At 53.3% G+C, this 20,741-nt stretch carries 21 protein-coding genes and 1 riboswitch; of the genes, 12 read left to right on the forward strand and 9 right to left on the reverse strand.

Going from position 1 to position 20,741, the window contains the following annotated elements; genetic code table 11:
• The first annotated feature begins 14 nt into the window (after positions 1 to 14).
• Both minD and minE read left to right on the forward strand, forming a co-directional pair.
• A complete protein-coding gene (gene minD, locus J4685_RS02905; RefSeq protein WP_000101047.1) occupies positions 15 to 827 on the forward strand; it encodes a septum site-determining protein MinD in 813 nt (270 codons plus the stop codon).
• Between the two features lie 3 nt (positions 828 to 830).
• Positions 831 to 1,097 carry a cell division topological specificity factor MinE gene (gene minE / locus J4685_RS02910; protein WP_001185666.1) on the forward strand — a complete coding sequence of 89 codons (267 nt, stop codon included), beginning with the start codon at positions 831 to 833 and terminating at the stop codon, positions 1,095 to 1,097.
• Between the two features lie 121 nt (positions 1,098 to 1,218).
• Here minE and rnd read toward each other — a convergent pair whose 3' ends face one another.
• The 5 genes from rnd to J4685_RS02935 form a co-directional block, all read right to left on the reverse strand.
• Complete coding sequence (gene rnd, locus J4685_RS02915) at positions 1,219 to 2,346, reverse strand: ribonuclease D (RefSeq protein WP_001109135.1); 1,128 nt, start codon at positions 2,344 to 2,346, stop codon at positions 1,219 to 1,221.
• Between the two features lie 72 nt (positions 2,347 to 2,418).
• The gene (fadD, locus tag J4685_RS02920; protein WP_000758419.1) at positions 2,419 to 4,104 is read right to left on the reverse strand and encodes a long-chain-fatty-acid--CoA ligase FadD; all 1,686 of its coding nucleotides are present in this window, start codon (positions 4,102 to 4,104) and stop codon (positions 2,419 to 2,421) included.
• Positions 4,105 to 4,308: 204 nt separating this feature from the next.
• Complete coding sequence (locus J4685_RS02925) at positions 4,309 to 4,890, reverse strand: Slp family lipoprotein (protein ID WP_000290594.1); 582 nt, start codon at positions 4,888 to 4,890, stop codon at positions 4,309 to 4,311.
• A gap of 71 nt (positions 4,891 to 4,961) precedes the next feature.
• Entirely contained in the window at positions 4,962 to 5,657 is a 696-nt protein-coding gene (tsaB, locus tag J4685_RS02930) for a tRNA (adenosine(37)-N6)-threonylcarbamoyltransferase complex dimerization subunit type 1 TsaB (protein ID WP_001221018.1), read from the reverse strand.
• A gap of 57 nt (positions 5,658 to 5,714) precedes the next feature.
• The gene (locus J4685_RS02935; RefSeq protein ID WP_000128812.1) at positions 5,715 to 7,625 is read right to left on the reverse strand and encodes an ATP-dependent DNA helicase; all 1,911 of its coding nucleotides are present in this window, start codon (positions 7,623 to 7,625) and stop codon (positions 5,715 to 5,717) included.
• Positions 7,626 to 7,756: 131 nt separating this feature from the next.
• Between J4685_RS02935 and J4685_RS02940 the strand changes: the two genes are divergently transcribed.
• Positions 7,757 to 8,101, forward strand: coding sequence for a RidA family protein (locus tag J4685_RS02940; RefSeq protein ID WP_000029550.1), 345 nt, complete (start codon positions 7,757 to 7,759; stop codon positions 8,099 to 8,101).
• Between the two features lie 5 nt (positions 8,102 to 8,106).
• Here J4685_RS02940 and J4685_RS02945 read toward each other — a convergent pair whose 3' ends face one another.
• Complete coding sequence (locus tag J4685_RS02945) at positions 8,107 to 8,286, reverse strand: YoaH family protein (RefSeq protein WP_000457328.1); 180 nt, start codon at positions 8,284 to 8,286, stop codon at positions 8,107 to 8,109.
• An 80-nt stretch (positions 8,287 to 8,366) separates the two neighbouring features.
• Here J4685_RS02945 and pabB point away from each other — a divergent pair, with 80 nt between their 5' ends.
• From pabB to J4685_RS02965, 4 genes are all read left to right on the forward strand, one after another.
• Positions 8,367 to 9,731 (forward strand): aminodeoxychorismate synthase component 1, encoded by a 1,365-nt coding sequence (pabB, locus tag J4685_RS02950; protein ID WP_000978469.1) that lies wholly within the window; start codon positions 8,367 to 8,369, stop codon positions 9,729 to 9,731.
• Between the two features lie 3 nt (positions 9,732 to 9,734).
• Positions 9,735 to 10,313: a CoA pyrophosphatase gene (locus tag J4685_RS02955; RefSeq protein WP_000381531.1), complete on the forward strand. Its 579-nt coding sequence runs from the start codon at positions 9,735 to 9,737 to the stop codon at positions 10,311 to 10,313.
• Positions 10,314 to 10,576: 263 nt separating this feature from the next.
• Positions 10,577 to 11,941 carry an L-serine ammonia-lyase gene (sdaA, locus tag J4685_RS02960; RefSeq protein WP_000624276.1) on the forward strand — a complete coding sequence of 455 codons (1,365 nt, stop codon included), beginning with the start codon at positions 10,577 to 10,579 and terminating at the stop codon, positions 11,939 to 11,941.
• A 137-nt stretch (positions 11,942 to 12,078) separates the two neighbouring features.
• A complete protein-coding gene (locus J4685_RS02965; protein WP_001192535.1) occupies positions 12,079 to 13,680 on the forward strand; it encodes an EAL domain-containing protein in 1,602 nt (533 codons plus the stop codon).
• A 21-nt stretch (positions 13,681 to 13,701) separates the two neighbouring features.
• On the opposite strand, the gene yoaE is transcribed toward J4685_RS02965, so the two are convergent.
• Positions 13,702 to 15,261 (reverse strand): CNNM family cation transport protein YoaE, encoded by a 1,560-nt coding sequence (gene yoaE, locus J4685_RS02970; RefSeq protein ID WP_000421819.1) that lies wholly within the window; start codon positions 15,259 to 15,261, stop codon positions 13,702 to 13,704.
• Positions 15,249 to 15,581 carry a protein YoaL gene (locus tag J4685_RS22730; RefSeq protein ID WP_011233029.1) on the reverse strand — a complete coding sequence of 111 codons (333 nt, stop codon included), beginning with the start codon at positions 15,579 to 15,581 and terminating at the stop codon, positions 15,249 to 15,251. Before J4685_RS22730 ends, yoaE begins: the two co-directional genes overlap by 13 nt.
• Before the next feature lie 152 nt (positions 15,582 to 15,733).
• Here J4685_RS22730 and manX point away from each other — a divergent pair, with 152 nt between their 5' ends.
• From manX to mntP, 5 genes are all read left to right on the forward strand, one after another.
• Positions 15,734 to 16,702, forward strand: a complete 969-nt coding sequence (gene manX / locus J4685_RS02975; RefSeq protein ID WP_000150521.1) for a PTS mannose transporter subunit IIAB — start codon at positions 15,734 to 15,736, stop codon at positions 16,700 to 16,702.
• A 52-nt stretch (positions 16,703 to 16,754) separates the two neighbouring features.
• Positions 16,755 to 17,555, forward strand: a complete 801-nt coding sequence (locus tag J4685_RS02980; RefSeq protein WP_000406916.1) for a PTS mannose/fructose/sorbose transporter subunit IIC — start codon at positions 16,755 to 16,757, stop codon at positions 17,553 to 17,555.
• A gap of 12 nt (positions 17,556 to 17,567) precedes the next feature.
• Complete coding sequence (locus J4685_RS02985; RefSeq protein WP_011233028.1) at positions 17,568 to 18,419, forward strand: PTS mannose transporter subunit IID; 852 nt, start codon at positions 17,568 to 17,570, stop codon at positions 18,417 to 18,419.
• Between the two features lie 57 nt (positions 18,420 to 18,476).
• Positions 18,477 to 18,935 (forward strand): DUF986 family protein, encoded by a 459-nt coding sequence (locus tag J4685_RS02990; RefSeq protein WP_000156291.1) that lies wholly within the window; start codon positions 18,477 to 18,479, stop codon positions 18,933 to 18,935.
• A 196-nt stretch (positions 18,936 to 19,131) separates the two neighbouring features.
• A riboswitch (yybP-ykoY riboswitch) is annotated at positions 19,132 to 19,233 on the forward strand.
• Positions 19,234 to 19,344: 111 nt separating this feature from the next.
• Positions 19,345 to 19,911, forward strand: coding sequence for a manganese efflux pump MntP (gene mntP / locus J4685_RS02995; RefSeq protein ID WP_001518359.1), 567 nt, complete (start codon positions 19,345 to 19,347; stop codon positions 19,909 to 19,911).
• On the opposite strand, the gene rlmA is transcribed toward mntP, so the two are convergent.
• Positions 19,908 to 20,717 carry a 23S rRNA (guanine(745)-N(1))-methyltransferase gene (gene rlmA / locus J4685_RS03000; protein WP_000010924.1) on the reverse strand — a complete coding sequence of 270 codons (810 nt, stop codon included), beginning with the start codon at positions 20,715 to 20,717 and terminating at the stop codon, positions 19,908 to 19,910. The genes mntP and rlmA overlap by 4 nt on opposite strands.
• Positions 20,718 to 20,741: the final 24 nt, after the last annotated feature.

The following is a 20,741-nucleotide window of genomic DNA, read 5'->3' on the forward strand; positions in this document are numbered from 1 at the left end:
AACAAGGAATTTTTATGGCACGCATTATTGTTGTTACTTCGGGTAAAGGGGGCGTTGGCAAGACCACCTCCAGCGCGGCCATCGCTACAGGTTTGGCCCAGAAGGGAAAGAAAACTGTCGTCATTGATTTTGATATCGGACTGCGTAACCTCGATCTGATTATGGGGTGCGAACGTCGTGTCGTTTACGATTTTGTAAACGTCATTCAGGGCGATGCGACACTGAATCAGGCGCTGATCAAAGATAAGCGTACTGAAAATCTCTTCATTCTTCCGGCGTCGCAGACCCGGGATAAAGACGCGCTAACGCGCGAAGGCGTCGCTAAGGTACTGGACTCACTGAAAGCGATGGACTTTGAGTTCATCGTTTGCGACTCGCCGGCGGGCATCGAAACCGGGGCGCTGATGGCGCTCTATTTTGCCGATGAAGCGATCATCACGACTAACCCGGAAGTCTCTTCTGTCCGTGACTCGGACCGTATTCTGGGTATTCTGGCATCGAAATCTCGTCGCGCAGAAAATGGCGAAGAACCGATTAAAGAACATCTCCTGTTGACGCGCTACAATCCAGGCCGCGTCAATAAAGGCGACATGCTCAGCATGGAAGATGTACTGGAGATTCTGCGTATTAAACTCGTCGGGGTGATCCCGGAAGATCAATCCGTACTGCGCGCATCGAACCAGGGCGAACCGGTGATTCTTGACGCCACTGCGGATGCGGGTAAAGCCTATGCAGATACCGTAGATCGTCTGTTGGGAGAAGAACGTCCTTTCCGCTTCATTGAAGAAGAGAAGAAAGGTTTCCTCAAACGCCTGTTCGGAGGATAAATTATGGCATTACTGGATTTTTTTCTCTCGCGGAAAAAGAGTACCGCTAATATTGCAAAAGAGCGGTTGCAAATCATTGTCGCGGAACGTCGCCGTAGTGATGCCGAACCGCATTATTTACCGCAGTTACGTAAAGATATTCTTGAGGTCATTTGTAAATACGTACAAATCGATCCGGAAATGGTTACCGTCCAGCTTGAGCAAAAAGATGGTGATATCTCCATCCTTGAACTTAACGTAACGCTGCCGGAAGCCGAAGAGTCAAAATAAGCTCTTTTATGGGAAAATTCCTGGATTAAAAAAGGCAGAAGAATCTGCCTTTTTTATTTTTTTACATTATTCCGAATACGGACATTTATTTCACTGGCCGTTTTCCCGGCAATTACCGTCGTTAACGCGGATACTCCTGCAACAGAAGAGTTAACTTCTCCGCCATCAGTTCGGCGCGCCAGCCGGAAATCAATTCCGGTTGCCCATTTTGCGGTTTTAATTTCCAGTGCCAGTTAAGCAACTGATTAATCTGCCGACGCGATGCCAGTAGCTCGCCGCTGACGTGATGCGACGCGCTCACCTCCGCCACCAGCGCTTTGATGGCCTTAAACGCTTTGCGATAGCCCGGCATGTCCATCAGATTCAACAGGGGTTCCGGCAATGCCTCTTCCGGTAGCGCCTGTGCTTTCGCCACCAGCGATATCAACGTCTTGCCGTGAAAACGAATCTCGCTGCCGGAAAGCCCCAGGCTATCCAGCTCACCGAGACTGCCCGGCATATAACGCGCGACCGCCCACAGGTTTTCTTCACGCACAACAAAGTTCACCGCCATATCGCGCTCACGCGCCTTACGTAGCCGCCAGTCAGCTAAAAGTTGCAGACAGGCTAACTGGCGAGTACGCAGTTGCCAGGCATTGGTGATATCCCGCCATGCTTCTTCCGGCGCCTGAATCTCCTGACGACGCTGCTGCATCAATCGGCATTCATCAAGCGCGGCAGGCAGCCACCCTGCGGCTTCAGTTTCAATCATCAGCTTTTTGGCGATCGGTAACAGATACCAGACATCCGCCGCCGCGTATTCACACTGACGTTCGCTTAAAGGCCGGGCTAACCAGTCGGTACGAGACTCGCTTTTGTCCAGCGCCACGCCCGTATACTCTTCTACCATCGACGCAAAACCCCACGACAGCGGACGCCCGCAAAACGCCGCCAGAATTTGCGTATCAATCAGGGGTTCCGGCAGTTCGCCAAACGCATTCAGAAATACTTCCAGATCTTCGCTACCCGCGTGCAGAAATTTGGTGATTCCCGTATCGCGCAGCACCGCTTTTAACGGCGACCAGTCGCTGATGCCGAGCGGATCGATCAGGGCGACATTTGCCCCGTCAAATAACTGGATCAATCCTAACTGCGGGTAATAGGTGCGGGTACGGACAAATTCCGTATCTAAAGCAATAGCCGGACATGTGCGGACAGCTTCACACAGGCTCGCCAGCGCATCGTCCGTTTCAATCATTTGGTAATTCAAATCGTGTTCTCTTTGGTTCGCGCCAAAAAAAACGCCGGCTTAACCGGCGTCTCTCGTTAGCTGACTTAACGCTCAGGCTTTATTGTCTACTTTGCCACGGGCTTCGTCACGCAGTTCTCGTCGTAAAATTTTCCCAACGTTAGATTTTGGTAATTCCTCGCGAAACTCTACCTGTTTGGGCACCTTATATCCGGTCAGATGGCGACGGCAGAAGGTGATCAACGCATCGTCAGTCAATGCCGGATCTTTCTTAACCACAAAAAGCTTCACCGCTTCGCCGCTACTACCGGAAGGCACGCCAACCGCCGCGACTTCCTGCACGCCAGAATGCTGCATCACCACATCTTCAATTTCGTTTGGATAAACGTTGAAACCAGAAACCAGAATCATATCTTTCTTACGATCGACAATCCGCAGAAAGCCGTCTTCATCCATAACCGCAATATCGCCCGTATGCAGCCAGCCATCTTTAATGATTTCATCCGTCGCGTCAGGACGCTGCCAGTATCCCAGCATAACCTGAGGGCCTTTCACGCAAAGCTCTCCGGCCTCACCCGGTGCGACTTCGTTGTCATCGTCATCCACCAGTTTGGCTTCTGTTGACGGTACAGGCAGGCCGATACTGCCGCTGTGATAATCAATATCATGCGGGTTGACGCTCACCAGAGGGGCGCACTCGGTCAGCCCGTAGCCTTCCAGCAGGTATTGCCCGGTCAGCTTTACCCAACGTTCTGCAACGACGTTTTGCACCGGCATCCCGCCGCCGGCTGACAGATGCAGCGAAGAAAAATCCAGCTGTTGAAACTCTTTATTATTGAGCAGGGCGTTGAATAGCGTATTAACGCCAGTCATCGCCGTAAATGGATATTTCGCCAGCTCCTTGACCAGACCGGGGATATCACGCGGATTGGTAATCAGCAGGTTTTGCCCACCCAGCTCGATAAAAAGCAGACAGTTCATGGTTAAGGCAAAAATGTGATACAGCGGCAGCGCGGTCACTACCAGCTCTTTCCCCGGGTGCAGCAGCGGCCCATAGGTCGCTTTCACCTGCTCCAGATTCGCCAGCATATTGCGGTGGGTCAACATCGCGCCTTTCGCCACGCCCGTCGTACCGCCGGTATATTGCAGGAAAGCCAGATCTTCAGCGACAACCTCGGGTTTGACATACTGCATACGGTAGCCATGCTGTAGCGCGCTGCGAAACGAGATCGCATCTGGCAAGTGGTATTTTGGCACCAGACGCTTGATGTATTTCACGACAAAGTTAACAACCGTACCTTTGGCGGTAGAAAGCTGGTCGCCCATCCGCGTCAAAATAACGTGCTGTACCGACGTTTTCTCGACCACTTTTTCCAGCGTATGGGCAAAGTTAGAAACAATAATGATTGCCGCCGCGCCGCTATCGTTAAGCTGATGCTCAAGTTCGCGCGGCGTGTAAAGCGGGTTAACGTTCACCACAATCATGCCGGCGCGTAAAATACCAAATAGCGCGACGGGATACTGCAACAGGTTTGACATCATCAGCGCCACACGGTCGCCTTTTTTGAGTCCCAGCCCTTGTTGTAAATAAGCCGCAAATGCCCGACTACGTTCTTCTAATTTACGGAAGGTCATTACCTCCCCCATATTGACGAACGCAGGCTGATCGGCATAGCGCGTCGCCGCATGTTCAAACAGTTCAACCAGGGATTGATAACGGTCAGGGTTGATCTCCGCCGGAACATCAGCAGGATAACGGTTAAGCCAAACCTTCTTCAATGCATCACCTCTAAAATGAGTGTTCGTCGTCATCACAACCCCAGTTAACAAACAAGTCGTTAACATTATATTAACTCAGCGTACCAGTTTATTAATTACGCAACTGAAAGGTTGCGAAGCGCGTCACTATTTATTTTTATTATGTCTCTATGAATGCAGAAACAGCGGACCAGCCGCTGTTTCTTTTATTGATAAAACAAAGGGTTACTCTGTTACTATCGTCTGAACCTCTGCGGGTCCAGGGTTATACCATCCCCAACCGCCATAGCCATAAGGCCAGGCGCGTCCGCCGTAAAACCACGGATCGATCGGCTGTGGAGGCATGACGACCTGCTGAACAAGATGCCAGCGTTTATAGCCGGTAGCCTGCATCAGCATAAATTTATACGGCGTATTGCCGATTTTACCGTCAACCGTGCCGGTTATCGGGCCAACAACGGTAACTAACTGGCCACGGAAGTCCACCGGGTCCAGAAAACCGTTCACATCGGCAAAAATTCTGCCGCGCGAGGCTTCGCCCAGAACAGGACGCGCGCCGCTGTCGAGCGGTACGGTAGCGATTTCAAGCCGGGTTTTTCCCTGCTGATTTTGTACCGCCACAACTTTGCCGCCAAAACGCGCCTCTTGCCCGATATAGAGCTGTGGCGCATTCATCACCCGCACCAAATCCTGCTGCGGCGTCGGACTCGAACCTTTAATGGCATCCGGGATAGTCACGCAACCGCTCAGCATAAGCGCAAAAGCGCACGCCAGCGCCCCTTTTATTAACCTTTTTTGAACCGCCATGATGCGACTCCTTTTTCTCGACCTCTATTCCACCCCACAGCATAAAGTATGGGGGGTAATAGTAGTGAGAGTCATTCTTTGCCGGGAAGTTTCTTCCACGCCACTTCGTTACGCAAATAAACCGGCTCGGCATGTTCCACGGCAACGGTCTCTCCTGCCGCCAGCTTTTGACTGGCGATGGGCAACATATCTTCCGCTGCCGGGAGCGACACCTCCCCATCATGAAGCGTCAGGCCGCACTCCTTCGCCAGATCGGGCCATGCGGACCAACCCGTTCCTACGGTCGCCCACTCGCCGGAAAGCTGTTTCAACCGCTCGCCGACCCGTTCCGGTTTCAGCACCGCTTCCGTCTCTTCGCCCTGCCAGACGCCCTGCGCATCACGCTGGTATTCCGCCCAGTACACTTCGCCCATCCGCGCGTCAATCGCAGCGAGTACGCGGGTCGCGCCGGTTTTACGCCACGCGCCCTGCGCCATCGTGGCAAGCGTCGAAACACCGATCATCGGCAGATTTGCCCCTAACGCCAGCCCTTGCGCAATACCAATGCCGATACGCACGCCGGTAAAGCTGCCCGGACCGCGCCCAAACGCCAGCGCATCTATCTCATTGAGCGAGGCGCCGCTGGCGACCAGAATTTCCTGCACCATGGGCAGGATACGTTGAGTGTGTTCTCGTGGACAAAGCTCAAAGTGAGCATTGATAGTACCGTTGTTCCACAGGGCGACAGAACAGGCCTCTGTGGCGGTATCGATAGCCAGAATTCGCATGAGGTTTCGTGCTTAGATCAATAAAATAGCGCGCATCTTACCATACTCCGTAACAAATTACTCGGCGGATGGAATCGCAAGAAAGCGAACGGCACGGGCGATATCACGCGTGCGCGGCGCAGGAGGCAGGCTGGCGAGAAACGTGGCGCCATAGGGCCGCATCACCAGCCGGTTATCACAAATCACTAACACCCCGCGATCGTCCGCATCGCGAATCAGCCGCCCTACTCCCTGCTTCAGCGTAATCACCGCGTCGGGCAGTTGAACCTCATCAAACGGATCGCCGCCGCGCAAACGACAGTCTTCCATTCGCGCTTTTAACAGCGGGTCGTCCGGGGAAGTAAACGGCAATTTGTCGATAATCACCAACGATAACGTATCGCCGCGCACGTCCACCCCTTCCCAGAAGCTGCTGGTGGCGACGAGCAGCGCGTTGCCGGCGCTAACAAATTGCTGTAACAGTTGGCCTTTACTGGTTTCCCCTTGCAACAACACTGGCAGCGTCATGGTGGCGCGAAACTGCTCCGCCAGCTCGCGCATCATGGCGTGTGAGGTGCACAGCATAAAACATCGCCCGTTATTGGCTTCGATAATCGGCCTGAGCATAGCCGCCAACTGTCGCGCCGCGCCGGGCTGGTTGGTTTGCGGTAGGTTACGCGGTACGCAGAGTAACGCCTGGCGCGTATAGTCGAATGGGCTGGGCAGCAGCATGGATTCTGCCTGTTCAATTCCCAGACGGGCGGTAAAGTGGTGAAGATCATCATTTACCGACAACGTGGCCGAGGTAAAAATCCAGCTACCGGGCTTCTGTTCCATCACCTCTTTGAATTTATCCGCCACGGTGAGCGGCGTCAGCGCCAGGGTGAAATGGCGCGAGGTGCACTCATACCAGTAGCTGTATCCCGGCTGATTGATCTCTTTTAAGCGTTTCAGCCGTGAACGGTATAGCGTGGCGCGTTCAAAAGCCGCATCCAGCAGCGCCGAACGGCCCAGCGACAGTTTCGCCACGTCGTAACAAAGCTCCAGCGTATCATCCAGCAGTAAAAATGCCCGTTGGATACGCGAGTCGGCTAACAGTTCACGCAAATTTCCCCGGTAGCCGGGCTCCCCCAGTTGCAGACGAAAATCCTGGGCGCTCTGGGCAAGGCGATCGGCGCATTTTTGCAACTGTTGAGTGTCTTTCAGTTCCGTCCGGTAGGCGATGGTGATGTCTTTTGCTAAATCCAGCAACTGACGGCTGGAGAGCGATTGTCCGAAATACTGGCTGGCGATGTCAGGCAGTTGGTGGGCTTCATCGAAGATCATTACTTCAGCCTGAGGGATAAGTTCGCCAAATCCGCTCTCTTTAACCACCATATCCGCAAGAAAAAGATGGTGGTTTACAATCACCACATCCGCGTCCATCGCCTTTTTACGCGCTTTCACCACAAAGCACTCTTTGTAGAGCGGGCAATCGCTGCCAAGGCAGTTGTCGTTGGTACTGGTGACCAGCGGCCAGGCTTGGGAATCCTCCGCCACGCTGACGCAGGTGCTGATATCGCCATCCCGCGTCTGATTTGACCAGGAGCGCAGCAATATCATGTCGCTTAACGTTTGTACCGGTAAATCGCCGCCCGCCAGCACTTGTTGTTCCAGACGCTCCAGGCAGAGGTAGTTTGAACGTCCTTTCAACAGGGCCGTCTTACCGGTAAACGCCAACGCTTTTGCTACCGTCGGCAGATCGCGGCTGTAGAGTTGATCCTGCAACGCTTTCGACCCGGTCGAAATAATGACTTTTTTCCCGGCGCGCAACGCCGGAGCGAGGTAAGCATAGGTCTTCCCGGTTCCGGTGCCGGCTTCAACAACCAGAGGCTGCGCATTTTCAATCGCTTGTGTTACGGCAACCGCCATTTGTCGCTGTGGTTCGCGCGGTTTAAAACCGGTTATCGCTTTGGCCAGTTGGCCATCTGCTGCAAAATCGTCCGTCACACTGCCCCCTGTTAATTTGCACAGGGGATTATGTCAGGGTAGAAAGGCTTACGCCAGTTACAGAGGTGACGGCGGCGCCACATTGTGGCAGTCTTGAGCCATTCAAATGGAAAGCAAATGAGGAATTAGTAATGTCTATCGTGCGTATTGATGCCGAAGATCGTTGGTCAGACGTGGTGATCTACAATAATACGCTGTGGTATACCGGCGTGCCGGAAAACCTGGACGCCGATGCTTTTGAGCAAACGGCGAATACTCTGGCGCAAATTGATGCGGTGCTGGAAAAACAGGGCTCCAGTAAGTCACGTATTCTGGATGCCACTATTTTCCTGAGCGATAAAGCGGATTTTGCCGCCATGAATAAGGCGTGGGATGCGTGGGTCGTCGCAGGTCATGCGCCGGTACGCTGTACCGTACAGGCCGGGTTGATGAACCCGAAATATAAAGTTGAGATTAAGATTGTCGCGGCGGTATAAGCCGGTTATTCGTCTTCATCCTCAAAACGCGCCACTATGCGTTCGCCGGTATGGTTGGCGCGAAGCTCGCCCGCCACCTGGGCAATCGCTTCTCCGCTGCTCATACCTTGCGACATCAATTCCTGGATACGTTCTACGGCTTTTTGCTGTTGTTCATGACTGAGTGAAGGTAAACCTGCAAACATGATTAACTCCTGCTAAATTGTTAGCGCTAATTATTTCACGCTACCCGGCGGTAAGCCAGTAGTGTTGTAACGAGTCAGGAATGATGAAGACGTTATCTCCCACTGTTATCACCTTACCCTGGCGTCCGGACGCCGCTGAACACTATTTTGCGCCCGTAAACCATTTACCCTGGGCGATGCTGCTGCATTCAGGTGATGCTATTCATCCCTATAACCGTTTTGATATTCTGGTCGCCGATCCTGTCACCACACTGACCACGCGCGCGCAGGAAACCACGGTATGTACTGCGCGCACGACTACCGTCACTCTCGACGATCCGTTACACGTTTTGCAGACTCAACTGGAGGCGCTGCCTTTCCATCCTCAGCCTGACCCTGACTTACCCTTTCAGGGCGGCGCGCTGGGTCTGTTTGGTTACGATTTAGGGCGGCGTTTCGAAATTCTGCCCGATACTGCCGCGCGCGATATCGTTTTACCCGATATGGCGATTGGCCTTTACGACTGGGCGCTGATTGTCGATCACCAAAAACAGGTGGTGTCGCTGATAAGCCATCACGATGCAGACGCCCGATATCGCTGGCTCACCAGCCAGCGCGCGCCAACCCGCACGCCCTTCAGGCTTACCTCAGCCTGGCAATCCAATATGACGCGTTGCGAGTATGGCGAGAAGTTTCGTCAGGTGCAGGCCTGGCTGCACAGCGGGGACTGCTATCAGGTCAATCTTTCCCAGCGTTTTCAGGCGAGCTACGAGGGTGATGAATGGCAGGCTTTCGAACGCCTTAACCGCGCAAATCGCGCCCCGTTCAGCGCCTTTCTTCGTTTACATGACGGCGCCATATTGAGCCTTTCTCCCGAGCGTTTTATCCAACTGGAGAATGGTCATATTCAGACGCGCCCGATCAAAGGTACGCTTCCACGGCTTAACGATCCGCAGGCGGATCGTCAGCAGGCGCAGAAACTGGCCAACTCAATGAAAGATCGCGCTGAAAATTTGATGATCGTCGATTTGATGCGTAACGACATTGGCCGGGTCGCCGTGCCGGGTTCAGTGAAAGTGCCGGAACTGTTCGTCGTCGAACCATTTCCTGCCGTTCACCATCTGGTTAGCACCATTACCGCCCGTTTACCGGACTCGCTTCATGCTACCGACCTGCTGCGCGCGGCTTTCCCCGGCGGCTCCATTACCGGCGCGCCTAAAGTGCGGGCGATGGAAATTATCGACGAACTGGAGCCGCAGCGACGCAACGCCTGGTGCGGTAGCATCGGTTATCTGAGTTTCTGCGGCAAGATGGATACCAGTATTACTATCCGCACCGTCACGGCAACGCAGGGCCAACTCTATTGCTCAGCCGGCGGCGGTATCGTGGCCGATAGCAAGGAAGAAGCGGAATATCAGGAAACTTTTGATAAAGTTAATCGTATCCTGCACCCACTGGAGAACTAATACGTGGATACCAGCCGTCTGACGCTCGATCATTTCTTATCGCGCTTTCAGCTTTTGCGCCCGCAGATAACTCATGAAACGTTAAATCAACGTCAGGCCGCCGTACTGATCCCTGTGGTTCGCCGCCCCCAGCCGGGGCTGCTGTTGACCCAGCGGGCTATTCATTTGCGCAAACACGCCGGACAGGTCGCCTTTCCCGGCGGGGCCGTGGATAGTACCGATGCTTCGCTTATCGCCGCAGCGCTTCGCGAAGCGCAGGAGGAAGTCGCCATCCCGCCGCAAGCCGTGGAAGTGATTGGCGTTTTACCGCCGGTAGACAGCGTGACCGGTTTTCAGGTCACCCCGGTGGTCGGCATTATTCCGCCAAATCTCCCCTGGCGCGCCAGTGAAGACGAAGTGTCTGCGGTGTTTGAAATGCCGCTGGCGCAAGCGTTGCAACTGGGTCGATATCATCCGCTTGATGTTTACCGTCGCGGCAATTCGCACCGCGTATGGCTCTCCTGGTATGAGCATTATTTCGTCTGGGGCATGACCGCAAACATTCTTCGTGAGCTGGCGCTGCAAATCGGCGTAAAGCCCTGACTGTACACAACGCCATTCACGTTGCCTCAAGGCGGTAACAATCGCCTCCCCCAAAGAGGCAGCCTGAAGGGCAACGTGTATATACTTAACTTTACGCGCGCAAGACACGACTTGAGATTACTGTCGCAATATTAGTAAAAACGCGGTTATTCATTAGTTTAATTCATGTGAATAGTTAAGCTGATGCCAGCGTTCCCTCTTACACTATGCGCAGTTATAACATCGTAACCGGAAGCCCCGGTTGCCCTGTCAGGAGTATTATCGTGATTAGCCTATTCGACATGTTTAAGGTAGGGATTGGTCCCTCCTCTTCCCACACTGTTGGCCCGATGAAGGCCGGTAAACAGTTCGTCGATGACCTGGTCGAAAAAGGATTACTGGATAACGTTACCCGCGTCGCTGTCGATGTCTACGGCTCGCTGTCGCTGACGGGGAAAGGTCACCATACCGATATCGCCATTATTATGGGTCTGGCGGGTAATGAACCCGCTACCGTGGATATTGATAGTATCCCCGGTTTTATTCGCGACGTCGAAACGCGCGAGCGTCTGTTACTGGCCCAGGGACGTCACGAAGTCGACTTCCCGAAAGATGACGGAATGCGTTTTCACAACGGCAATTTGCCGCTGCATGAAAACGGGATGCAGATCCACGCCTGGCATGACGACACGGTCATTTATAGCAAGACGTACTATTCCATCGGCGGCGGCTTTATCGTTGATGAAGAGCATTTCGGCCAGGAAGCGACGAATGAGGTTACTGTACCTTATCCGTTTAAATCGGCGAAAGAAATGCTGGAGTATTGCAACAGTACCGGCCTTTCACTCTCCGGCATGGTGATGCAAAACGAACTGGCGCTGCATAGCAAGAAAGAGATTGAAGAGTATTTCGGTCACGTCTGGCAGACCATGCAGGCCTGTATTGATCGTGGTATGAATACCGAAGGCGTGCTGCCGGGGCCGCTGCGCGTACCGCGTCGCGCCTCTGCGCTGCGTCGTATGCTGGTTTCCAGCGATAAGCTTTCCAACGATCCGATGAACGTCATTGACTGGGTGAACATGTTTGCTCTGGCGGTGAACGAAGAGAACGCCGCAGGTGGTCGCGTCGTGACGGCGCCAACCAACGGCGCGTGCGGCATCGTGCCTGCGGTACTGGCTTACTACGACCATTTTATTGAGTCTGTCAGCCCGGATATTTACACCCGCTACTTCCTGGCGGCAGGCGCTATTGGCGCGCTGTATAAGATGAACGCGTCTATTTCCGGCGCGGAAGTCGGCTGTCAGGGCGAAGTCGGGGTCGCCTGTTCGATGGCGGCGGCAGGCCTTGCTGAACTGCTGGGCGCCAGCCCGGAACAGGTTTGCGTTGCCGCTGAAATCGGCATGGAGCATAACCTGGGGCTGACCTGCGACCCGGTTGCCGGTCAGGTGCAGGTGCCGTGTATCGAACGTAACGCCATTGCTTCGGTTAAAGCGATCAACGCTGCGCGTATGGCCATGCGTCGAACCAGCGCGCCGCGCGTCTCGTTGGATAAAGTCATCGAAACGATGTACGAGACCGGAAAAGACATGAACGCAAAATACCGCGAAACGTCGCGCGGCGGGTTGGCTATTAAAGTCCAGTGTGATTAAACGCCGTTTCCCCTCCCTTCGCCCATCTGCTACGGATGGGCGAAATTTTTATCTCTTCCTCGTCGACTCCACGTTTCCCCACTACACTTGCTGTGTCGCGGTTGGCTTTTGTCGCCAACGCTTATTGGGCGGCCCGCATGCAAACAGCACAACGGATCATCAATCATTATCGCCGTAATCGTTTCATTGTTTGCACGATTTGTGCACTGGTCACGCTCATTCTTACGCTGAGCATCCGATTTATTTCGGAGCGGAACTTAAATCACCATCGCACGGTTGCATTCGCGAATCATGCCGTTGATGCGCTGGATAATGTTTTGCATCCTCTCCAGGTCGGACGAAACGTACTGCTCCCCTTGCTTGAGCTTCCGTGCGCGACCGCGCATCTGCCGTTGCGTAAGCAAGCCGCCCGTCTGCAAACCGTTCGTTCTATCGGGCTGGTGAAAGAGGGAATTCTCTATTGCTCAAGCATTTTTGGCGCCCGTAATACTCCCATACGCCAGCTTCAGCCCGATCTTCCCGCAGTCGGCGATCTGCTGCTACTTTCCACAGACCAATCGTTACTCAAGGGAAGCCCGATCCTCATTCAGTGGTATCCCGCCTCTGCCGATGGCCAGGATGGCGTGATGGAAATTGTGAATATTGACTTGCTGACGACTATGCTACTTGAGCCGCAGCAGCCGCAAATTACCAGCGCCAGCCTGACGGTCGGCAAACGGCACCTGTTATATGGTCGGGGCGTGGTCGATACTCTTCCGGAATTAAAAAAAGATGAAGAGCGTTACCAGCTTTCATCGCGACATTTCCCTTTTACTATCAGCGTCAGCGGGCCGTCGGCAGGCGTACTGGCGTTCAAACATCTCCCGACGCAGTTACCGCTGGCCGTATTGCTTAGCCTGTTGATCGGTTATATCGCCTGGCTGGCAACGGCCAGCAGAATGAGCTTTTCCTGGGAAATTAATCTGGCCCTTGCCGAACGGGAGTTTGAGCTATTTTGTCAGCCGTTGCTTAATGCCCGCACGCAGCAATGTACCGGCGTTGAGATCCTGTTACGCTGGAACAACCCGCGCCAGGGCTGGATCTCACCGGATGTTTTTATTCCTATCGCCGAGGAACATAACCTGATAGCGCCGCTGACCCGCTATGTGATTGCGGAAACCATTCGGCAGCGGCACTACTTCCCCATCAACCATCAGTTTCATATCGGCATCAATGTAGCGGCAAGCCATTTCCGACACGGCGTGCTTCTCAAGGATCTTAATCAGTACTGGTTTAGTGCGGAACCTGTTCAGCAACTGGTGCTGGAGCTCACGGAACGCGACGCGTTGCTTGACGTTGATTACCGCCTGATGCGCGAGCTGCATCGTAAAGGCGTGAAGTTAGCCATCGATGATTTTGGCACAGGAAACAGCTCGCTCTCCTGGCTGGAAAAACTGCGTCCGGATATTTTGAAAATCGATAAATCCTTCACCGCCGCCATCGGTACCGATGCGGTCAATTCAACGGTGACCGATATTATTATCGCGCTGGGGCAAAGACTGAATATTGAACTGGTGGCGGAAGGGGTCGAAAACCAGACGCAGGCACAGCATTTGCGCCAGCATGGCGTGCAAATGTTACAGGGCTATCTCTATGCGAAGCCGATGCCCATTAGCGAATTTCCACAGTGGCTGGCGGGCAGCGCGCCGCCGCCCGCCCGGCATAACGGACAGATTATGTCCGCGATGCCGCATCTATAGACTTGATTCCTGCGTGTGACGTTATTCCTCTTCGTCGTGGGCAGGCTGTTCTTTAACAATTCGAACCAGATCGACACGGTAATCGTTGGCCTCGACAATGGTGATCCGCAGGGGCGGAAAATCAATGACATCGCCTACACGAGGAATATGGCCATTAGCGGCGATCACTAACCCCGCGACCGTCGCAATATCGCCCTCTTCGTTCACCAGATGGTCAACTTCCAGCGCCTGCTGTAGCGCATGAAGATCGGTGCCGCCCTTCACTATCCAGCCCTCGGCATCGGCAACGATTTCCGGCGTTTCATCGGCATCCGGGAACTCACCGGCAATCGCTTCCAGCACATCCAGCGGCGTAACCAGCCCCTGCACCACGCCGAACTCGTTAGTGACGATAACGAAACTGCCGCGCGCGCGGCGCAAAACGCCTAACAGATTGATAGGATCAAGCGTTTCCGGCACCACTATCGCCGGGGAAGACGCGGCGATAGCCGCAACATCCGCGCCCTCTTCCAGCGCCACCAGCAACTCTTTCGCCCGCACGATACCGATAATTTCATCCAGCTCGCCCCGGCATACCGGGAACAGGCTATGCGGAGAAGAGAGTAACTGCTGACGGATTTCAGCTACGCTGAGATTCGCATCCACCCAACTAATTTCGCCTCGCGGCGTCATAATGCCGCGCAGGGAGCGCGACGCCAGAGTCAGTACGCCGTTAATCATGTAGCGTTCTTCTTCGGCGAAGGCGCCTTCCGACACCGATATCGCGGCCGGACTATCCGTCTCATGTTGCGTACTCGTCTGGCGTTTACCGCCCATCAGACGCAGGATAGCGTCCGCAGTACGCGCGCGCAGCGGCAACGTGGACTGATGACGAATAAAGTTGCGGCGCGCAATCTGGTTAAACACCTCGATAACGATCGAGAAACCAATTGCCGCGTACAGGTAGCCTTTCGGAATATGGAAACCAAACCCTTCCGCCACCAGGCTCAAGCCGATCATCAGCAGGAAACTCAGACAGAGCACCACCACCGTCGGATGCTGGTTGACAAAACGGGTCAGCGGTTTTGACGCCAGTAGCATCACCGCCATCGCAATCACCACCGCCGCCATCATAACCGGCAGATGGTTTACCATACCTACCGCCGTAATCACGGCGTCCAGCGAGAAGACCGCATCCAGGATGACAATCTGCGTGACTACCACCCAGAAGCTCGCATAGCCTTTACCGTGTCCGGTGTCATGCTCGCGGTTTTCCAGACGTTCATGCAGCTCGGTGGTCGCTTTAAACAGCAGGAATATACCGCCCAGCAGCATAATTAAATCGCGGCCGGAGAAGGTAAAATCCCAGACAGTAAAGAGCGGCTTTGTTAAGGTCACCAGCCACGAAATAATGGACAGCAGCGCCAGACGCATAATCAGCGCCAGCGAGAGCCCGATAAGACGCGCTTTGTCACGCTGCTTTGGCGGCAATTTATCGGCGAGGATCGCGATAAAGACCAGGTTATCGATACCCAGGACAATTTCCAGGACGACGAGCGTGAGTAAACCCACCCAAATTGAGGGATCCATTAATAATTCCATGACAAGCTCCTGCTTAAGGAATGACTAAACGGCGCCCACAACATCTCAAAGGATGCAGGCGGTAACGCAATAAACAAAGTAAGGCTATGGCAAGATATGCCAGATTGACAGGCGCAAAACGGCCAAAGAGTGAAATGACGTCGGTGACGATCCATACAACGGGCTGCTGCCCTATACCCCATTCTAATTAAACGGAAGCTAAACATAACAGAGACAACTGGTTTTTGGCAAAGATTTACCTTCCTTTGCAAAGAGATGTAACCAGGATATTTTACACTTCGAAATTTCTCATTATCGAAAACAAAATTACGGATCTCCATCACACAAAATATTTTTTTCGATATCTAAAATAATTCACGAAAATCATGCGTTTTTCGTTGTAACCCTCATCTGAATCGATTCGCTTGCGGACGGCGATTCAAAAAATACATCTGTCAAGTTGATGTGTTGACAATAATAAAGGAGGTAGCAAGTGACCATTGCTATTGTTATAGGCACACATGGTTGGGCTGCAGAGCAGTTACTTAAAACAGCCGAAATGCTGTTAGGCGAGCAGGAAAACGTCGGCTGGATCGATTTCGTTCCAGGCGAAAATGCCGAAACGCTGATCGAAAAGTACAACGCTCAGTTGGCTAAACTCGATACCAGTAAAGGCGTGCTATTTCTCGTTGATACATGGGGAGGCAGTCCGTTTAATGCTGCCAGCCGCATTGTCGTCGATAAAGAGCGCTATGAAGTTATTGCCGGCGTCAACATCCCGATGCTGGTCGAAACGTTTATGGCTCGTGACGACGATCCGAGCTTTGACGAGCTGGTCGCACTGGCGGTAGAAACCGGTCGTGAAGGCGTAAAAGCGCTGAAAGCGAAACCGGTAGAAAAAGCCGCGCCAGCGCCAGTCGCCGCCGCGCCAAAAGCGGCCGCACCGGCAAAACCGATGGGCCCGAATGATTATATGGTTATCGGGCTTGCCCGTATTGATGACCGCCTCATTCACGGTCAGGTCGCTACCCGCTGGACCAAAGAGACCAATGTCAGCCGTATTATTGTTGTGAGCGATGAAGTCGCGGCGGATACCGTACGTAAAACGCTGCTGACGCAAGTTGCGCCGCCGGGCGTTACGGCGCATGTGGTTGACGTCGCGAAAATGATTCGCGTCTACAATAACCCGAAATACGCCGGTGAACGCGTGATGCTTCTGTTTACCAATCCTACCGACGTCGAGCGCATCGTTGAGGGCGGCGTGAAAGTCACTTCCGTGAACATTGGCGGTATGGCCTATCGTCAAGGTAAAACGCAGGTGAACAACGCCGTTTCCGTCGATGAAAAGGATATCGAAGCCTTTAAAAAGCTCAACGAGCGCGGCATCGAGCTTGAGGTGCGTAAAGTTTCCACCGATCCGAAACTGAAAATGATGGATTTAATTGCCAAAGTGGCGAAATAACCGCCGGCATTTAATTAGCTTTCACACTTAAGATAGCAATAGGAGAAGTACAATGGAGATTACCACTCTTCAGATTGTGCTGGTGTTCATCGTCGCATGTATCGCGGGTATGGAGTCGGTACTTGATGAATTTCAGTTCCACCGTCCGCTGATCGCCTGTACCTTAATCGGCGCCGTTCTGGGGGACATGAAAACCGGTATTATCATCGGCGGTACTCTGGAAATGATCGCTCTGGGCTGGATAAACATCGGTGCTGCCGTTGCGCCTGATGCCGCACTGGCGTCCATCATCTCTACCGTTCTGGTCATCGCCGGGCATCAAAGCATTGGCGCCGGTATCGCGCTGGCGATTCCGCTGGCGGCGGCAGGCCAGGTACTGACCATTATCGTTCGTACCATCACCGTGGCATTCCAGCACGCGGCGGACAAGGCGGCTGAAAACGGCAACCTGACGGCGCTCTCCTGGCTGCACGTTTCTTCTCTGTTCCTGCAGGCAATGCGTATCGCTATCCCGGCGGTTATCGTTGCCATCTCCGTAGGCACCAGCGAAGTACAGGGAATGCTGAATGCGATTCCTGAAGTCGTCACAGGTGGTCTGAACATCGCCGGCGGCATGATCGTCGTGGTTGGTTATGCGATGGTTATCAACATGATGCGCGCAGGCTACCTGATGCCGTTCTTCTACCTCGGTTTCGTCACCGCGGCTTTCACAAACTTCAACCTGGTCGCACTGGGTGTCATCGGCGCAGTGATGGCTATTCTTTACATCCAGCTGAGCCCGAAATACAACCGTGTAGCGGGCGCGCCTGCAGCGGCTGCTGGCAATAACGATCTCGACAACGAACTGGACTAACAGGTGAGCGAAATGGTTGATATGACTAAAACTACCACCGAGAAAAAACTCACTCCGAGCGATATTCGCGGCGTATTTCTTCGTTCTAACCTGTTCCAGGGGTCATGGAACTTCGAACGTATGCAAGCGCTGGGCTTCTGCTTCTCTATGGTGCCGGCGATTCGTCGCCTGTATCCGGAGAATAATGACGCGCGTAAACAGGCGATTAAACGTCACCTGGAGTTCTTTAACACCCATCCTTACGTTGCGGCGCCGGTACTGGGCGTGACCCTGGCAATGGAAGAAAAGCGTGCGAACGGCGCAGAGATTGACGATGGTGCTATCAACGGTATCAAAGTCGGTCTGATGGGACCGCTGGCAGGCGTCGGCGACCCTATCTTCTGGGGTACCGTCCGTCCGGTATTCGCGGCGCTGGGCGCAGGTATTGCGATGAGCGGCAGCCTGCTTGGTCCGCTGCTGTTTTTCATCCTGTTTAACCTGGTGCGCCTGGCGACCCGTTATTATGGCGTGGCTTATGGCTACCGCAAAGGCGTCGATATCGTTAAAGATATGGGCGGCAGCTTCCTGCAAAAACTGACTGAGGGGGCGTCAATCCTCGGCCTGTTTGTCATGGGGGCATTGGTTAACAAGTGGACGCATGTGAATATCCCGCTGGTGGTTTCCACCATCACTGGTCAGGATGGTCAGACACGCGTTACCACCGTGCAAACCATTCTCGACCAGCTGATGCCGGGTCTGGTTCCGCTACTGTTGACCTTTGCCTGTATGTGGCTGCTGCGTAAGAAAGTTAACCCGCTGTGGATTATCGTGGGCTTCTTCGTCATTGGTATCGCCGGCTACTCCGTAGGACTGCTGGGCCAGTAAGGCTGTTGTACACTACCGGGGCCAAACGGCCCCGTTTTTTATTTCTCTGGAGGATAAATGACTATCACGGACCTGGTGCTGATTCTCTTTATTGCCGCATTATTGGTTTACGCTCTCTACGATCAGTTCATCATGCCTCGTCGCAATGGCCCCACTCTGCTTTCTATAGCCCTGCTTCGCCGCGGTCGCGTAGACAGCGTTATCTTCGTTGGGCTGGTCGCCATCCTTATTTATAACAACGTAACCAGCCACGGAGCGCAGATGACCACATGGTTATTAAGCGCGCTGGCGTTAATGGGATTTTATATATTCTGGATCCGCACGCCACGGATCATCTTTAAACAACGTGGCTTTTTCTTCGCCAATGTCTGGATAGAATATAACCGTATTAAAGAGATGAATTTATCGGAAGACGGCGTACTGGTGATGCAATTAGAACAACGACGCTTGCTTATCCGTGTACACAATATCGACGATCTGGAAAAAATATATAAACTTCTTATTGAAAATCAATAATCTAAGATATAGCCTCAACTATGTTTTTCGAATTTTATTTCGAATCATAATATAGCTAAGGCTATATTTTCTATTGACCAATTGTTATTTAATTTAACGTTTTATTGATGAATAAATCTAAATGAAAATCGTTTTCAATTAGAAGGCAAATAATATTTTATCGCTGTTGTTTTATATTCTAAAAATATGTTAATGTTGCGCCGTCAATTGGGGAGTAGCCGATTTCCAGACTCCGGAAATGTACGCGTCAACATACTCGTTGCAAAACGTGGCGCGTACGGACCAGCCGCCGCTGGTCAGGCGAGACCATAGGCGCATCAACTGCTGTGTATTTCGTCACAGAATGGCGACATGCATGTTTGCTGGGGGCAGTGATGTGTTTAATGGATACCCCGGTCAGGACGTTGTCATGCACTTTACTGCTACTGTTCTTCTCGCTTTCGGTATGTCGATGGATGCTTTCGCGGCATCAATTGGCAAAGGCGCCACCCTACATAAACCCAAATTCTCAGAAGCGTTGCGTACCGGTCTTATCTTTGGCGCGGTTGAAACGCTGACCCCGTTGATCGGCTGGGGGCTGGGGATATTGGCGAGTAAATTCGTTCTGGAATGGAACCACTGGATAGCCTTTGTTCTGCTGATCTTTCTGGGCGGACGCATGATCATCGAAGGTATCCGCGGCGGTAGTGATGAAGACGAAACACCGTTACGCCGCCACAGCTTTTGGCTATTAGTCACGACGGCTATCGCGACCAGCCTCGATGCGATGGCGGTTGGCGTCGGTCTGGCGTTTTTGCAGGTAAACATCATCGCAACCGCATTGGCTATCGGTTGCGCCACGCTTATCATGTCCACCCTCGGAATGATGATTGGTCGCTTTATCGGCCCAATGCTGGGTAAGCGTGCTGAAATTCTCGGCGGGGTCGTACTGATAGGAATTGGCGTCCAGATCCTCTGGACGCATTTTCACGGTTAACGGTTACGCTGCCAGAGATGAAGGTTGAAATCCGTCTGGCAGCTAAGTCCGGCGCTGGCAGCCAGTTGTTCCCACACTTCTGGTCTGGCGCGCCAGGCAAATGGCGTCATTTGCAACAGTGCTACAGCCGCTTCGGCGGTGAGCTGCATGTGATAAGCAAGGCGGGTACTCTGCTGCAATGTGAATCCGTCGAGCTGCTCGGTATACGGCGCATGTAAACGCACCTCATCATAAATGAGCCCTTTTAGTTCCATCAAATGATGCGGCCCCGGCGTGGCGGTAACGACCCAACCACCAGGTTTCACCACACGCGCCAATTCCTGCGCCTTACACGGGGCGTAGATTCTGATCACCGCATCCATTGACGCATCGGCAAAGGGCAGTCGATGGCTTGACGCCACACAAAACTTCACCTGCGAATAGCGCTTCGCCGCCGCTTTGATCGCCGTTTTAGCAACGTCCAGTCCAAACGTGGTGACTCCCGGCAACGCCTCGGCAAAAGCGTGAGTGTAATACCCCTCGCCGCAGCCGATATCCAGAATCGCCGTGGCCGACTGATCCAGCCGCTCGCGCAACAGGTTAATCACCGCATCGCGCAGCGGCTGATAATGGCCTGCATCAAGAAACGCTCTCCTCGCCTGCATCATTTCGGCGCTGTCGCCCGGATCGCGCGAACGTTTATGCTGTACCGGCAGCAGATTGATGTAGCCCTCTTTCGCCACATCAAACTGATGGCGCTGTGGACATATAACGCTGTTATTAATCTGCGTAAGCGGCTGATGGCAAAGCGGACAGGTAAACGACATGACAACTCCGGACTGGGGCGCTAA

The sequence above is a fragment of the Salmonella sp. 32100201201700099SM genome (assembly GCF_017572645.1).
In the GTDB taxonomy this organism is placed as follows: domain Bacteria; phylum Pseudomonadota; class Gammaproteobacteria; order Enterobacterales; family Enterobacteriaceae; genus Salmonella; species Salmonella enterica.

Excerpts from the sequence above, each read along its gene's own strand:
- J4685_RS02925 (WP_000290594.1), bottom strand. The coding sequence starts at position 4,890 with ATGGCGGTTCAAAAAAGGTTAATAAAAGGGGCGCTGGCGTGCGCTTTT.
- J4685_RS02990 (WP_000156291.1), top strand. The coding sequence starts at position 18,477 with ATGACTATCACGGACCTGGTGCTGATTCTCTTTATTGCCGCATTATTG.
- J4685_RS22730 (WP_011233029.1), bottom strand. The coding sequence starts at position 15,581 with ATGGAGATCCGTAATTTTGTTTTCGATAATGAGAAATTTCGAAGTGTA.
- pabB (WP_000978469.1), top strand. The coding sequence starts at position 8,367 with ATGATGAAGACGTTATCTCCCACTGTTATCACCTTACCCTGGCGTCCG.
- J4685_RS02985 (WP_011233028.1), top strand. The coding sequence starts at position 17,568 with ATGGTTGATATGACTAAAACTACCACCGAGAAAAAACTCACTCCGAGC.
- J4685_RS02940 (WP_000029550.1), top strand. The coding sequence starts at position 7,757 with ATGTCTATCGTGCGTATTGATGCCGAAGATCGTTGGTCAGACGTGGTG.
- rlmA (WP_000010924.1), bottom strand. The coding sequence starts at position 20,717 with ATGTCGTTTACCTGTCCGCTTTGCCATCAGCCGCTTACGCAGATTAAT.
- J4685_RS02965 (WP_001192535.1), top strand. The coding sequence starts at position 12,079 with ATGCAAACAGCACAACGGATCATCAATCATTATCGCCGTAATCGTTTC.
- tsaB (WP_001221018.1), bottom strand. The coding sequence starts at position 5,657 with ATGCGAATTCTGGCTATCGATACCGCCACAGAGGCCTGTTCTGTCGCC.
- mntP (WP_001518359.1), top strand. The coding sequence starts at position 19,345 with ATGCACTTTACTGCTACTGTTCTTCTCGCTTTCGGTATGTCGATGGAT.
- minD (WP_000101047.1), top strand. The coding sequence starts at position 15 with ATGGCACGCATTATTGTTGTTACTTCGGGTAAAGGGGGCGTTGGCAAG.
- J4685_RS02980 (WP_000406916.1), top strand. The coding sequence starts at position 16,755 with ATGGAGATTACCACTCTTCAGATTGTGCTGGTGTTCATCGTCGCATGT.
- J4685_RS02945 (WP_000457328.1), bottom strand. The coding sequence starts at position 8,286 with ATGTTTGCAGGTTTACCTTCACTCAGTCATGAACAACAGCAAAAAGCC.
- minE (WP_001185666.1), top strand. The coding sequence starts at position 831 with ATGGCATTACTGGATTTTTTTCTCTCGCGGAAAAAGAGTACCGCTAAT.
- yoaE (WP_000421819.1), bottom strand. The coding sequence starts at position 15,261 with ATGGAATTATTAATGGATCCCTCAATTTGGGTGGGTTTACTCACGCTC.